This is a genomic window from Streptomyces sp. NPDC057565, assembly GCF_042801455.1.
Taxonomy (GTDB): domain Bacteria; phylum Actinomycetota; class Actinomycetes; order Streptomycetales; family Streptomycetaceae; genus Streptomyces; species Streptomyces yanii.
Map to the genome: position 1 here is coordinate 79741 of NZ_JBHVFU010000020.1, position 13069 is coordinate 92809.

Annotated in this window: 15 protein-coding genes; 6 read left to right on the forward strand and 9 right to left on the reverse strand. The window is 69.9% G+C overall.

From position 1 onward, the window contains the following. Nucleotides 1-308: 308 nt before the first annotated feature. Together ACFU8W_RS29095 and ACFU8W_RS29100 are read right to left on the reverse strand one after the other, a co-directional pair. Nucleotides 309-1370, reverse strand: a complete 1062-nt coding sequence (locus tag ACFU8W_RS29095; protein WP_345512381.1) for an NlpC/P60 family protein — start codon at nucleotides 1368-1370, stop codon at nucleotides 309-311. Nucleotides 1371-1586: 216 nt separating this feature from the next. Continuing rightward, on the reverse strand, nucleotides 1587-2372 hold the full coding sequence (locus tag ACFU8W_RS29100) for a class I SAM-dependent methyltransferase (protein WP_384043184.1): 786 nt from the start codon (nucleotides 2370-2372) through the stop codon (nucleotides 1587-1589). Nucleotides 2373-2565: 193 nt separating this feature from the next. Here ACFU8W_RS29100 and mshA point away from each other — a divergent pair, with 193 nt between their 5' ends. The 3 genes from mshA (at nucleotide 2566) to ACFU8W_RS29115 (ending at nucleotide 6327) form a co-directional block, all read left to right on the forward strand. Continuing rightward, on the forward strand, nucleotides 2566-3918 hold the full coding sequence (gene mshA, locus ACFU8W_RS29105) for a D-inositol-3-phosphate glycosyltransferase (RefSeq protein ID WP_384043187.1): 1353 nt from the start codon (nucleotides 2566-2568) through the stop codon (nucleotides 3916-3918). A 78-nt stretch (nucleotides 3919-3996) separates the two neighbouring features. Continuing rightward, nucleotides 3997-4506 (forward strand): YbjN domain-containing protein, encoded by a 510-nt coding sequence (locus ACFU8W_RS29110; protein ID WP_345512378.1) that lies wholly within the window; start codon nucleotides 3997-3999, stop codon nucleotides 4504-4506. 120 nt (nucleotides 4507-4626) lie between these two features. Beyond that, nucleotides 4627-6327, forward strand: a complete 1701-nt coding sequence (locus ACFU8W_RS29115) for a glycosyl hydrolase family 28-related protein (protein WP_384043190.1) — start codon at nucleotides 4627-4629, stop codon at nucleotides 6325-6327. Nucleotides 6328-6362: 35 nt separating this feature from the next. On the opposite strand, the gene ACFU8W_RS29120 is transcribed toward ACFU8W_RS29115, so the two are convergent. Beyond that, nucleotides 6363-7355 carry a phosphotransferase family protein gene (locus tag ACFU8W_RS29120; RefSeq protein WP_384043193.1) on the reverse strand — a complete coding sequence of 331 codons (993 nt, stop codon included), beginning with the start codon at nucleotides 7353-7355 and terminating at the stop codon, nucleotides 6363-6365. Nucleotides 7356-7457: 102 nt separating this feature from the next. On the opposite strand from ACFU8W_RS29120, the gene ACFU8W_RS29125 reads away from it, so the two are divergent. Continuing rightward, nucleotides 7458-8246 (forward strand): hypothetical protein, encoded by a 789-nt coding sequence (locus tag ACFU8W_RS29125; protein ID WP_384043196.1) that lies wholly within the window; start codon nucleotides 7458-7460, stop codon nucleotides 8244-8246. Nucleotides 8247-8256: 10 nt separating this feature from the next. On the opposite strand, the gene ACFU8W_RS29130 is transcribed toward ACFU8W_RS29125, so the two are convergent. The 3 genes from ACFU8W_RS29130 to ACFU8W_RS29140 are packed head-to-tail and all read right to left on the reverse strand — an operon-like array spanning nucleotide 8257 to nucleotide 9596. Continuing rightward, entirely contained in the window at nucleotides 8257-8499 is a 243-nt protein-coding gene (locus ACFU8W_RS29130; RefSeq protein ID WP_266983174.1) for a hypothetical protein, read from the reverse strand. Further along, nucleotides 8496-8744 carry a hypothetical protein gene (locus ACFU8W_RS29135; RefSeq protein ID WP_345512371.1) on the reverse strand — a complete coding sequence of 83 codons (249 nt, stop codon included), beginning with the start codon at nucleotides 8742-8744 and terminating at the stop codon, nucleotides 8496-8498. Before ACFU8W_RS29135 ends, ACFU8W_RS29130 begins: the two co-directional genes overlap by 4 nt. A 60-nt stretch (nucleotides 8745-8804) precedes the next feature. After that, the gene (locus ACFU8W_RS29140; protein WP_384043201.1) at nucleotides 8805-9596 is read right to left on the reverse strand and encodes a hypothetical protein; all 792 of its coding nucleotides are present in this window, start codon (nucleotides 9594-9596) and stop codon (nucleotides 8805-8807) included. Nucleotides 9597-9704: 108 nt separating this feature from the next. Between ACFU8W_RS29140 and ACFU8W_RS29145 the strand changes: the two genes are divergently transcribed. Together ACFU8W_RS29145 and ACFU8W_RS29150 are read left to right on the forward strand one after the other, a co-directional pair. After that, nucleotides 9705-10130 carry a hypothetical protein gene (locus ACFU8W_RS29145; protein ID WP_384043204.1) on the forward strand — a complete coding sequence of 142 codons (426 nt, stop codon included), beginning with the start codon at nucleotides 9705-9707 and terminating at the stop codon, nucleotides 10128-10130. A gap of 10 nt (nucleotides 10131-10140) precedes the next feature. Continuing rightward, complete coding sequence (locus ACFU8W_RS29150; RefSeq protein ID WP_384043207.1) at nucleotides 10141-10374, forward strand: IPT/TIG domain-containing protein; 234 nt, start codon at nucleotides 10141-10143, stop codon at nucleotides 10372-10374. Here ACFU8W_RS29150 and ACFU8W_RS29155 read toward each other — a convergent pair. The 3 genes from ACFU8W_RS29155 to ACFU8W_RS29165 form a co-directional block, all read right to left on the reverse strand. Continuing rightward, entirely contained in the window at nucleotides 10355-10996 is a 642-nt protein-coding gene (locus ACFU8W_RS29155; protein WP_384043209.1) for an SIMPL domain-containing protein, read from the reverse strand. The two genes, ACFU8W_RS29150 and ACFU8W_RS29155, sit on opposite strands and share 20 nt — an antisense overlap. A gap of 163 nt (nucleotides 10997-11159) precedes the next feature. Next, nucleotides 11160-11726: an SMI1/KNR4 family protein gene (locus ACFU8W_RS29160; RefSeq protein WP_384043212.1), complete on the reverse strand. Its 567-nt coding sequence runs from the start codon at nucleotides 11724-11726 to the stop codon at nucleotides 11160-11162. Between the two features lie 456 nt (nucleotides 11727-12182). Further along, nucleotides 12183-12944: a phosphoglyceromutase gene (locus tag ACFU8W_RS29165; RefSeq protein WP_266983164.1), complete on the reverse strand. Its 762-nt coding sequence runs from the start codon at nucleotides 12942-12944 to the stop codon at nucleotides 12183-12185. Nucleotides 12945-13069: the final 125 nt, after the last annotated feature.

Genomic DNA, 13069 nt, shown 5'->3' on the forward strand with positions numbered 1-13069 from the left:
CCCCCGAGGGCGCGGCGGAACGACGATCGACGACCCGCCAGACCGGGACGATAGCGGTACCGGACAGGCGAACGGAATGGCGCACGGCAACCGACCCCTGGCATATGCGGAGCCATAAGCCGCGTCCCGCCACGGATCCGGCGCGATGTGCCCGTCCGGGGCCGGGTGGGGGGTCATGACAAACATCACCCTGCGGCGGGGCCGGAGGTGGCGTGGCTCACGGCGCGGGCGCGTGGTCCGGGTCACTGGGTGCGGGCGCGTGGTTGCGTGATCCGGGTCGCCGGACGGGGGTGGTCAATGCCGGGCCCTCACTTGTCCGGGCGGACCACCCCGAGGATCTCCATCGAGCCCGCGCCCGCCAGCGTGACATTCCGGCCCGGGCGCGGTGCGTGCACGATCGCGCCGTCGCCGATGTACATCCCCACATGGCTCGCGTCACCGTGGTAGATGATCAGGTCGCCGGGGCGCATGTCCTTGATCGCGATGTGCGGGAGCCGCCGCCACTGTTCCTGTGAGGTGCGCGGGATCGGACGCCCCGCCGCCGCCCACGCCTGGGACGTCAGCCCGGAGCAGTCGTACGACCCCGGGCCTTCGGCCCCCCATACGTACGGCTTGCCGATCTGCGACGTCGCGAAGGCCACCGCCTTCTTGCCGCGCTCGCTCGCCTCGCGGTTGATCTCCTTGAGGGCGCCGGAGCCGAGCCAGGCGGTCTGTGCCTGGTACTCCGCCTCCCGCTCCAGCTCGAGGAGGCGGGCCCGCTCCTCCTTCTCCAGCTGTGATTCCAGCTTCTTCGCGGCGGCGATCTGCGCGTTGATCTGCTTCTTGGCCTTGGCCTGCTTGATCCGGTTGGCTTCGAGCTTCTTCCAGTTGGTGCTCGCGTCCTTGGTGTACATCTCCAGGTCCGCCTGGGTCCTGGTCAGTTCACCGAGAACCCCCTTGGCTGCCTGCTGGCCCTGCCAGACCCGGTTCATGCCGTCCATGAACATCTGCGGGTCGTTGCTGAGCATCAGTTGCGCGCCCGGCGGCAGTCCTCCGGTCCGGTACTGCTCGCGGGCCTGGGCGCCCGCCTTGCTCTTGAGGTCGGCGATCTTCGCCTGTCCCTCGACGATTGCCTTCGCCAGTTCGACGATCTCGCCGGACTGCTTCTTGGCCTGCTCCTCGGCGAGGTTGTACGCATCGGTGGCCGTCCCGGCCTTGAGGTAGAGGGCGTCTATCTCCTTGCGCACCTCTTCGAGGCTCTTCTTCGGCGCCCCGGGGGAGGCGGTGGGGGGAGGTGGTGCGGGCGCCGCGAATGCCTGGGTCGGCGCGGTCAGTACGGTCAGTGTGCAGACCAGAGTGATCGCGGCAGCGGCACAGTGGCGTCGGTTCACGAGCTCCCCCTCCGAACGGATCTGATTAACCGTCAGTAACTTTTCGTGACGTCGAGATCGTGCCATGCCCTACCGAAAAGCAACAGAGGCATACAGGCCCTGTCCTGACGGGCACTCGGGTCACACGGGTCATGCCGGTCGCGCAGGGATCGCTCCCCCTCGTCTGGGACGAACGACGCCCCGTCCGCGTTCCCGGGTGCCCCTCGGAGATCCTGTTCAGGGCCTGTCGGGTTCGGGCCGCAGCGCCGCCCATTTCACCGTGACTTCGCCCTGCCGCCACCGCCGTACCCCGTCCGTCAGCGGCCAGTCGCCCGAGAGCGAACGCACCGCGGTGATCCAGCGCTGCCGCGCGCCCAGCGAGGCGTACGGCGCCGCCGCGGCCCACGCCCGGTCGAAGTCGCGCAGGAACGCGTGAACGGGCTCGCCCGGCACATTGCGGTGGATCAGCGCCTTGGGGAGTCGTTCCGCGAGATCGGAGGGGCGGTCCAGGGAGCCGAGGCGGGTCGCGAACGTGACCGTGCGCGGGCCCTCCGGGCCGAGCGCCACCCACACATGACGGCGCCCGATCTCGTCGCAGGTGCCCTCCACCAGCAGCCCGTCGGGTGCGAGCCGGGCGCAGAGCCTCTGCCAGACCGCGGCGACCTCGCCCTCGTCGTACTGGCGCAGCACGTTCGCCGCCCGGATGAGGGTGGGGCGGCCGGCGAGCGGGATCTCGAAGCCGCCGTGGACGAAGGTGAGCCCCTCCTCCTCGAAGGGTTTCGCCGCCGTGACCCGCTCCGGGTCGATCTCGATGCCGACGACCGCCGTGCGCGGTTCGGCGGTGCGCAGGCGGTGCAGCAGTTCCACGGCGGTCCAGGGCGCGGCCCCGTACCCGAGGTCGACGGCGACGGGGGCGTCGGAGCGGCGCAGGGCCGGGCCGTGCGTGGCGGCGATCCAGCGGTCCATGCGGCGGAGCCGGTTCGGGTTGGTGGTCCCGCGGGTCGCGGTGCCGATGGGGCGCATGACAGCGAGCCTAACGACCCCCGGGGCGGCGACCTGCAGGACTGTCGCGTCCGGGCGGGCGCGGTGACGCACCGTGGCCGAGCGTAATGATTTGGTAAAGCGGAAATGAAAGGACGCATTCCGCTGTTCCAGCCTTTCGGAGGGGCTCCGTGCCCCTTCGGTGTCATGCCCCGAGCGAGGAGGACCGGACGACGTGAGCCAGTACGTCTCTCGGCTCGGCAGCGGCCGTATGGCGCCGCGCCTCAGGTTCCCCGGCACCTTTCCCGGCAGCCACCGCAAGCCCCGCCGTGTCGCGATGCTCTCCGTCCACACGTCCCCGCTGCACCAGCCGGGCACGGGCGACGCGGGCGGCATGAACGTCTACATCGTGGAGCTGGCCAATCGGCTCGCCGCGATCGGCATCGAGGTGGAGATCTTCACCCGGGCCACCACCGGCGCACTGCCCCCGGCGGTCGAGCTGTCGCCCGGCGTCCTGGTCCGGCATGTCGACGCGGGACCCTATGAAGGCCTGGCCAAGGAGGACCTGCCCGCCCAGCTCTGCGCCTTCACGCACGGCGTGATGCAGGCCTGGGCCGGCCAGCGGCCCGGCTACTACGACCTGGTCCACTCCCACTACTGGCTCTCCGGCCATGTCGGCTGGCTCGCCGCGCAGCGCTGGGGCGTTCCCCTCGTCCACGCCATGCACACCATGGCGAAGGTGAAGAACGCCGCGCTCGCCGAGGGCGACACCCCGGAGCCGGCCGCCCGGGTCATCGGTGAGACGCAGATCGTCAATGCTGCGAACCGGCTGATCGCGAACACCGCGGAGGAGGCGGACGAGCTCGTCCGCTTCTACGAGGCCGATCCGGCGGCGGTCGCCGTCGTCCACCCCGGGGTCAACCTCGACCGCTTCCGCCCCGCCGACGGGCGCGTCGCCGCCCGGGCCCGCCTCGGACTGCCGCAGGACGCCCTCATCCCGCTCTTCGCGGGTCGCATACAGCCGCTGAAGGCCCCCGATGTGCTGCTGCGCGCGGTGGCCGTACTGCTGGACCGGAACCCATCGCTCCGTTCCCGGATCGTCGTTCCGGTGGTCGGCGGCCCCAGCGGCAGCGGGCTCGCCAAGCCGGAGGGGCTGCAGAAGCTGGCCGCGCGGCTGGGGATCGCCGATGTGGTGCGGTTCCACCCGCCGGTCGGCCAGGACCAGCTCGCCGACTGGTTCCGGGCGGCATCCGTGCTGGTCATGCCCTCGTACAGCGAGTCCTTCGGCCTGGTCGCCATCGAGGCGCAGGCGGCGGGCACCCCCGTCGTCGCGGCGGCCGTGGGCGGGCTGCCGGTGGCGGTACGGGACGGGGCGAGCGGTTTCCTGATCCCCGGGCACGACCCGGAGGCGTACGCACAGGCGCTGGCCCGGTTCGCCGAGTCGCCGGAACTCGTCGCCCGGATGGGCGGGGCGGCGGCCGCGCATGCGCAGGGCTTCGGCTGGGACACGGCCGCGTCCGCGACCGCGGACGTGTACACGGCGGCGATGCACGAACACCGCCGTCGCGTCCGCGTGCACCACGTCTGACGCACCCGCCACCACCGCCTGCGCGCACCCGCGCCGGGGCGGCGTACGCCCGCACCCCACCTCACGTACGCTCACCCCATGGCTGACGTATCCGCCGAAGCGGCAACAGCGCAGGTCATCGAGGCGACGCTGAAGGACGCCGGGCTCGAATGGGAGAGCCCCGACCGCGGTACCTACGTGGTGAAGCTTCCCGGCACCCGCAAGCTGTCCACCACCTGCTCGCTCATCGTCGGCAAGCACTCGCTCTCCCTCAACGCCTTCGTCATCCGCCACCCGGACGAGAACGACGCGGCGGTCCACCGCTGGCTGCTGGAGCGCAACCTCCGCCTCTTCGGCGTGAGTTACGCGATCGACCGGCTCGGCGACATCTATCTCGTCGGCCGGCTGCCGCTCTCGGTGGTCACGCCCGAGGAACTGGACCGGCTGCTCGGCACGGTCCTCGAGGCGGCCGACGGCTCCTTCAACACGCTGCTGGAGCTGGGCTTCGCGAGCGCGATCCGCAAGGAGTACGCCTGGCGGGTATCGCGCGGCGAGTCCACGCGCAACCTGGATGCGTTCACGCATCTGACTCAGCGGCCCGCCAACTGACCTCCCGCGCCTGAAGAATCCCCGCTGCACAAGTCTTTCGCGGCACCAGGGAGCCGTGGCATGCTCACCGCCGACTCAGGCATGAACGTCGTTCACGTACATGAAAGGCGGGTCGGTTCGATGGCTTCTGTGGGGAACATCAGCAGGCGAGGACTCCTCGGCAGCGCGGTCGCCGTGGCCGCAGCCGCGGCGACCGGCGTGATCGGCGCGGGCACCGCCCGGGCGGCGACGCAGAACGCGCGCAGCGGTCACGCCCCGGGCGACGCCTCCCCCCTCTGGCGGGAGTTCACGGCCGCCCCCTTCGCCCACGCCCAGATCCCCTTCATCGGCCGGGCCGGTTACCGGGGCGGCTCCGAGCTTCCCCGCCGCCGTCACGTCGTCGCCGACGTCCTGGACCACGGCGCCGTACCCGACGGCTCCGCCGACGCCGCCCCCGCGATCAACCGTGCCATCGCCGCTGCCGGAGAGCGTGGCGGTGGCACGGTGCTCATTCCCGCAGGCACGTACCGCATCGACGACATCATCCGGATCGGCCACAGCAATGTGGTGGTGCGCGGCGCGGGCAGCGGGCGCACGAAGCTGTACGCGACCAGGAATCTCACCGAGCTGATCGGCGTCTACGGCAGCCGCTACGGCGGCGACAAGTCCAGCTGGTCCTGGGCCGGCGGCCTCATCTGGCTCTGCCCGAAGGAACGTTGGGCCTCGCTCACCGACGCGATCAGGGCGAAGGCCTGGCCCTTCGAGGGCTGGACCGGCAACAAGCGCGACGAGTGGCAGACCCTGACGACGGTCGCCCCCGCCCGTCGCGGCGACCGGACGATCACCGTCCGGGACACGACGCGGCTGGGGCGCGGCGACCTCGTCCTGCTCCGCCTCGCCGACGACGCCGACCACACCCTCCTGGAGCACATGGCGGGCGACGGCCCCGGCCCGGAGGCGTACCACTGGGACGACAAGACCAAGCTGACCTCGTACGTCCCCTACGAGTGGCCCGTCCGCATCACCGCCGTGCACGGAGACCGGGTCACCCTGGAGCGCCCGCTCCCGCTCGACGTCCGCCCCGAGTGGGACCCGCGCCTGACCACGCTCGCCACCCCCCTCACCGGCTCTGGCGTCGAGGGACTCACCCTCGAAGCGGTCGAGACCCCGCAGTCGCCACACCTTCTCGACAAGGGGTACAACGGGGTCGCGTTCCAGTGCGCGTACGACTGCTGGGCGGACGACATCACCGTCCGCCACGTCGACAACGGCTTCGGGCTGATCGGCGCGTCCGCCTGCACCCTGCGCCGTACGCGGGTCGAGGGGCGCGGCTCCCACCACCCGTACTACTGCCGTGAGGGTTCGCACGACAACCTGATCGAGGACTTCACCATCGCCCGGCGCACCGTCCCGGCGCCCGCGGGGACGCAGCTGCACGGAATCAATGTCGAGGGGCTGTCCAGCCACAACGTCTGGTCGCGCGGCGAGATGGAGATGGGGACCTTCGACTCGCACCGCGGGATGCCGTTCGCCAACGTCCGCACGGACATCACCGTCGACAACAACGGGCGGCACGGTGGCGACGCGAGCGCGGGACCGCTCTTCGGCGCCCGCTTCACGCACTGGAACATCCGCGTCACCAACGGGCGGGCCGGCCTGATGCGGATCGACGGGCTCGCCCCGTACAGCGCGACCGTCGGCGTCAGCGAGGTGACGGAGTTCGACCAGATCGACGTCCCCGACTTCACCGGCGATCTGCACACGCGCCTGGAGGCGTACGGCACACCGGAAGCGGTATGGCCGCAGAACCTCCACGACGCACAGCGGGCACTGGCGCACTGACGCCCGTACGTGGAACGCAGGCGCTGCCGGTCACGTCACCCCCGTGACCGCAGCGCCGCCTCCACGTCCTCCAGAGCCGATACGAGCTGCGGGCCGACCTCCGACCACGTCCAGTCCCGGTGCTCCTGCGGAACGCGGCGCGGGACTGTCTCCACCAGCATGATCAGGTAGAGATAGCAGCGGTAGAGGGCGAGCCGCAGCCGCACGGACGCGTCGAACACCAGGCTGTTCCCGTACCCGGCGAGGAAGTCCTCGTCCTCCTCCACATTCCCGAGCAGGGCGAGCGACACGAAGTCGGCCACCGGATCGCCCCAGAACATCCGCTCCCCGTCGATGACACCGCCGATGGTCCGCGCGCCCGGCTCCCCGTCGACGAGCAGATTGCCCTGCCACAGGTCGAAGTGGACAAGAGCGGGCCGGGTGACGTCGTCGAGGACGGGCGCCGCGGCGGCGAGCAGCGCCCGGATCCGGTCCGTCGGGCGCGGCAGCCGGGCGCGGTACGTGTCCGCGTCGGCGAGGACGGCATCGGTCATCGCGGTGAAGGCCGCGCGCCAGGTCGGGGCCGGCGGACCCATCGCCCCACCGGGGTAGCCGAAACCGTCGGAGGTGCCCGTGACGGCGTGCAACCGCCGGACCAGCTCCCCCAACTCCCTTCTGAGCCGTGCCTCTTCACCATGCGTCATGGTTGCGGCGGCCTCGTGCCAGGGCTGTCCGGGGCGGGCCGACATGATCAGGTACGGACCGGTCGCCGCGCCCGGGTCGAGTGCGGTGTGCACGACTGAGGGGACCGCGGAAATCCCCGCAGTCGTGTAGAACGTGACCTCGTTGGCCAGCAGGCCGCGCTCGTAACTCATCCCCGGGGCAGTGGGCGGCGGCGGTATCTTCACCACCCAGTCCCGGCCGTCGGTGAGCGTGACACGAGTGACGGTGTTGTACGTGCCGCCGGCGAGCGGGAGGCAGGCGGCGATGTCGTCCGCGCCGACGCCGACGGCATTGAGCACGGTCCGGACGGCTGCTCGGCTCGGCATCGGAGAGAGCTCCTTCACGGGATGATCACAACGCAATCACGATCAAGTGCTGTGCCCTAATTGGTTGATCGTCAAACCATAGCTCGCTCATAGGGTTGGGACATGAGATCTACTGCCGTACGCCGTACCGCCGTTGCCGCCGCCTGCGCGATGTCCCTGACCCTGCTGGCCACCGCCTGTGGCGGAGACTCCGACTCCGGGAGCAAGGCAGCGGACGGCAAGGGCAAGGAGAGCGCAGCGGCCCAGCCGGCCGCCAAGGCTCTGACCGCCGCCGAGTTGGACAAGGCCGCGCTGGTCCAGGGTGACGTCAAGGGGCACAAGGTCGCCGAGACCGGCAAGGCCGATGTCGTCGCCGCCTCCGACGTCACTGCGGACAAGGAGGCCTGTGAGCCTCTCGCCGACGCACTGATGGGCGCCGAGCTCGGCAAGCCCGCGGCGGTCAACCGCCGCAAGGTGATCAGCGAGCCCAAGAAGGACCAGAAGGACAAGCTGGACAGCGAGGACGCGGGCGAGGCCTTCACCGCCGCCTTCGACATCACGACGACGCTGACGTCCCTCGCCTCTTACGACGGCAAGGGCGCCCAGGACACCGTCGAGAGCCTGCGTACCGCGGCGACCGCGTGCTCCGGCGGCTTCACCCTCACCGCGGCCGGGACGAAGCAGAAGGTCGTCACGATCAAGGAGGAGAAGATCTCGGGCGGCGAGGAGTCCGCCGCCTGGACGCTGACGGTGGAACAGGACGGCGAGAAGGCTCCGCTCAAGCTGGTCGTCGCACGCCAGGGCGCCACGGTCGCGTCGTTCAGCGCTCTCAATCTGGCCGCTTCTGGCATGGGTCAGGACTTCGAACTGCCGACCGCGGTGGTCGACGCGCAGCTCGCGAAGCTCGCCTGAGCGGCGGAAGTCAGGGGAGCGGGACGAGCCTCACCACGGTGACGGTGAGGACGGACCCGGAGACGTAATAGAGCACGATGGCCCCGGCGACCGTCGCTTCACGCCGGTCGTGCTCACTCTTGACGGCGGACGACCCGTGCCCGTACGGGTCACTCCCCAGCGTGCGCGCCATCTCGTCGCGGAAGGTGTCGCCTTCCCGCATCTTGGCCAGGGTGTCGTCGGCGGGCGGGGCGTAGGAGATACGGAAGCTCAAGCGACGCTCCGCCTCTCGGCCTCGTCCCGCGCCAGCCGGTCCAGGATCCGCTCGGCCTCGGGATCGGGCACGGCCTCCAGCATCCAGTGCCGCATCACGGCCTGGATCTCCTGCACTCCGGCCCCGTTGATGGCGCGGTCGAACTCCTCGCGTCTCTCCTCGGGCAGCGTGGCCCGGATGTCCGGAATGCTGTTGGGCACGTCGACTTCGGTGCCGCCGACAAAGGTCTTCAGTGGCTCGCCCATGACCGTTCTCCCGATCGCCCAACGTGCTGCGCCACACAGTACGTCGGTGGGTACGGGCCGTCATCCGGCGCGCCGCCACCACCTCCTGGAACGAGGTGCCGGGTCGTCAGAAGCCGGAGGAGACGGCGGCTCGGGCAGTTTCCGTACGGCGGACCGGATCCGGTCGAACGTGGCGACCGGATGCCGCGAGCCGTCCTCCGGCAGGATCACGCCGAGGCAGACCAGTCTGAACCGCCGGCCGTCGAGGTGGATCCCGACGAAGACAGGGGCCCCGACACATCCCACGGGAACGGTGCCGTTCCACCACACCGGCCCGTCGGCGGCGTCCCGTACGACGGTCCCCACCACGACGGCCTGCGGCCGGTCGGTCCGGTCCGGCCCGACATCGTGCCCCAGGACATAGGCGGGAACGGGCTCGTCCCCGATACCGGCGACGTCCTGCTCCTTGGCCGCCAGCCCGTCGGTGATCTCGTCAGTTGCCCATTCCCACCGCTTGCGGCGGGCGAGCGCGTGCAGCGGGGCGGCGGACATCACCGCGACACCGGAGTCACCGAGCGGGATCCACCCGTCCTCGAACGCGAGCAACGCCAGGGCGTTGGCGCTCATGGCCGACTTCGACAGCTCGGGCCGCAGCCGCACCTCGGCGACGTCGTACCGGGTCAACGCACGGGCCGTCACCAGATACTGCCGGACGGTCTCCGTGTCTCCCTGCGTGTCGACGAGGTCGTTGAACCAGAACGCCGTCCCGAAGTCCGTTCCACGATGGGCCTGTTGGTACGGCAGAGTGGAGCGGGCGGCGTTGGCGGTCATGGCGTCGATGATCGAATGGTGATCAGCGGTCTGTGCGGACATGAGGCTGGACCCTAGCGGAGGGGATCGGAAGCGGCGCCGGATTTCTCCGCGCAGTCAGCGGGGGCTGTTGGCGTCCGACCGATCGCTGGAGATCGGGAGGGTGGGCTGATGGGCGCATCGGCATGGAACTACTGCGTGCCGTACGAACCGGACCTGCACAGGGCGTTCGAGTCCTTGCGGCGGAAGGTGTTCAAGGAGCGGGGCTACCTCTGGGCCGGGGCGTACCGGGGGAGGCGGTGGCCGAAGAGCGAGAGGGCGTTGTGGCGGGACGAATCCACCCAGGAAGAGGGGACGCATTCCATCCTGGACATCTCCCGCATCATCGGGCCCGACGCGGAGCCTGCCTCGCACACCCTGAAGCCGGTGACCGAGGAGGAGGCGCTTCGGCTCTTCAGCACGCGAAGGCCCACGCGGAGCGATCTGCCCGAGACCGGCACGCTCCCCTGTGAGCGGTGGCACGGTCGGGCCGTGGTTCTGTTCGACGCCGAGGGCGCGCCGAACGAGATCTACTTCTGGGGAGTGTCGGGCGACTGACTCCTCGGCGATGTGGAGTGTCCTGGCCTCCGGGGGAAACACGGTCACCATCAGCGGCAGCAACCTGACTCTCACCACCGCCGTCCACTTCGGACCCGGCACGGCCACCGGTATCAGCGTCGTCTCCGACAGTCAGATCACCGCAAACGCCCCGGCTGGATCGGGCTCGGTGACCGTCACCACGCCGGGCGGCACCAGCATGCCGGGGCTGGGAAACGCCTGTCCTAGGCAGGCAGCAGACTGAAGCCGAGCAACACAGCTGCTTCGACGCGCACCGCCCCGGGAGCGAAGACACCGTCGGATTCGGGATCGCCTCCCATGCGCCCCCCATGACCTGCTAGCCCGACCGATTCCGGGTCAACGTCCTGAATGTGCACTACAGGGCCAAGTCGCACACCGCAGGCATCCGCGTAGACCTCGGCCTTGCGTCGTGCGGCCGCGACTGCCCTGCGGCGGGCCTCGTCCCGGAGCGCAGGCTTGTCAAGCACGTCGAAGTGCAACTCGTCGACTCGGTTCGCGCCGGCCCGGACAGCGTCCTCTATCAGAAGTTCGAGCCGATCGAGGGCTTCGGTCTGCACGGTGTACGTCGCCTCGCAGCGATAGCCGTGGAACGTCCGGTCCGCGCCGTAGCCCTTGAATTCCGACTGGAGGGCGAGGCGCGATCCGGATACGTCGGAGTCGGGTATTCCATGCTCCCGCAGCACAGTCCGCAGCCTGACAACTGCTGCTCCAGCCTGTGCAAAAGCTTCTTCGGGTGTCGGCGCCAAGAGGTCAACCGCGAGCTTTGCCTGGGCCAGCCGTGGCTCCGCCGACACGTTCCCCGCACCGAGCACGCTGAGCCCCCAGGGCTCCTTGATCTCTGCCATTCGAGGATCGAATCAGTAACGTCCCACCGCCGCAACCGGCTTGAAAACCGCGCGACTCACCGTGGGTTCACATCCCACACCCACCGCAGGTGACGCTGTGGCCGCCGTCTTCGAGACGGCCCGATCAAGCACCTGACGGCCCAGCGAGGGCCCAGCCCGGACGCTAGAGGGAGTCCGGCACCTCGAACGTGCTCGGGGGCAGCTCTTCGCACACCCAGGAACCGACCCACGACTCGTCCTGCAGCTTTCGTGGCTCCAAGAACTGGTCGGTCAGACACCCGCCGAGCCACGCCTCCAGCCACTGCGGGAAGGTCAGGTCCAGCTTGTGTCGATCCCCTTGGTCCCAGAGCCACATCTGGCCCTCGGGGTGACGAAAGTCCAGCAGCATCCCCGACATTGCATGCTCGAAGCAGAAGAACAACACGCCGGCAGGTGTGGGCGGTGGATCCGTCGGGGCCGACTCACAAGTGAGGAACTCGACATAGTCGGTGAGCATGCCCGGCCCGTCACGCAATGGGTAGAAGCCGTTGAACGGGCCGATACCTCCGTCGGCTATCTCAAGATAGAGACGACGCACCAGCGGTGGCATGGGGTGGCCCACAACGCGCTCCACCTCCTCGACAGCGGCGAGGGAAGCGGGTTCGGGCACCGTCACCTCGGAGGGTTCGTCGGTTGGGCATCCCGCCCCGACCCGGGCCCGGACGGCCTCGAACAGTTCGTCATCGGTCATGTCGCACTCCTCCTGGGCCAGTGCTGCGACAGGAAAGGTTCACCGGCTCGCGGTGTCCGGCACGGCACCTCGCCGCGTTGTCGCCTCACCCGAGTACGTCCGGCACGAGGGCGATCCTCCGCCTTGCGAGGCACCGCACCGGACGCCGCGAGCTTCCCGGCAAACCTTTCCGGTCGCAGTACCAGGCGGGCATTCTCCCGGCATGGGGTCGGCACACGGCACCGGTCTCCCGAACGGCCTGCGTGCTGGTGGGCGTCGCTTCGGGCACTCCGGTCCGGTGCTGACCCCGAAGGTGTACGCGCACCTCATGCCGAGCAGCCGGGACCGGGCCCGGTCGGCACTCGGGCGAGCGCTCCGGCCACAGGAACCGCAGGACTGAGGGCCAGAGCGGTCCCAGGACGTGAAAATGCCTCCCATCCGCGCCGTTCGCGCAGGTGGGAGGCATGATCACAAAGGCTACTTCTTCTTGCCCTGGTTCTTCACGGCCTCGATGGCGGCCTTCGCCGCGTCCGGGTCGAGGTACGTGCCGCCCGGCTTCAGCGGGCGGAAGTCGGCGTCCAGCTCGTAGGCGAGCGGGATGCCGGTCGGGATGTTCAGGCCCGTGATGTCGGCGTCCGAGATGCCGTCGAGGTGCTTGACCAGGCCGCGGAGGCTGTTGCCGTGGGCGGCGACCAGGACCGTGCGGCCGGCCAGCAGGTCCGGGACGATGCCGTCGTACCAGTACGGCAGCATGCGCTCGACGACGTCCTTGAGGCACTCGGTGCGCGGACGCAGCTCGCTCGGGATCGACGCGTAGCGCGGGTCGTCGCTCTGCGAGAACTCGGCGCCGTCCTCGAGGACGGGCGGCGGGGTGTCGTACGAGCGGCGCCAGAGCATGAACTGCTCCTCGCCGAACTCGGCCAGGGTCTGCGCCTTGTCCTTGCCCTGCAGGGCGCCGTAGTGGCGCTCGTTCAGGCGCCAGGAGCGGTGGACCGGGATCCAGTGGCGGTCCGCGGATTCCAGCGCGAGCTGCGCGGTGCGGATGGCGCGCTTCTGGAGGGAGGTGTGCAGGACATCGGGGAGCAGACCGGCGTCCTTGAGCAGCTCACCGCCGCGGACTGCCTCCTTCTCGCCCTTCTCGGTGAGGTTGACGTCCACCCAACCGGTGAACAGGTTCTTCGCGTTCCATTCGCTCTCGCCGTGGCGGAGGAGGATCAGCTTGTACGGTGCGTCGGCCATGCGTCCGAGCGTAATCGAACCCGCGCGGGCTTCGCGCGGCCGGTCACAGGGCGGACAGGCGTCGGGGGAGTGGCGGGTGGGGCGGCTTCGATTGACGGCAGCCGTCAAACGAGTAGCGGCCCGCA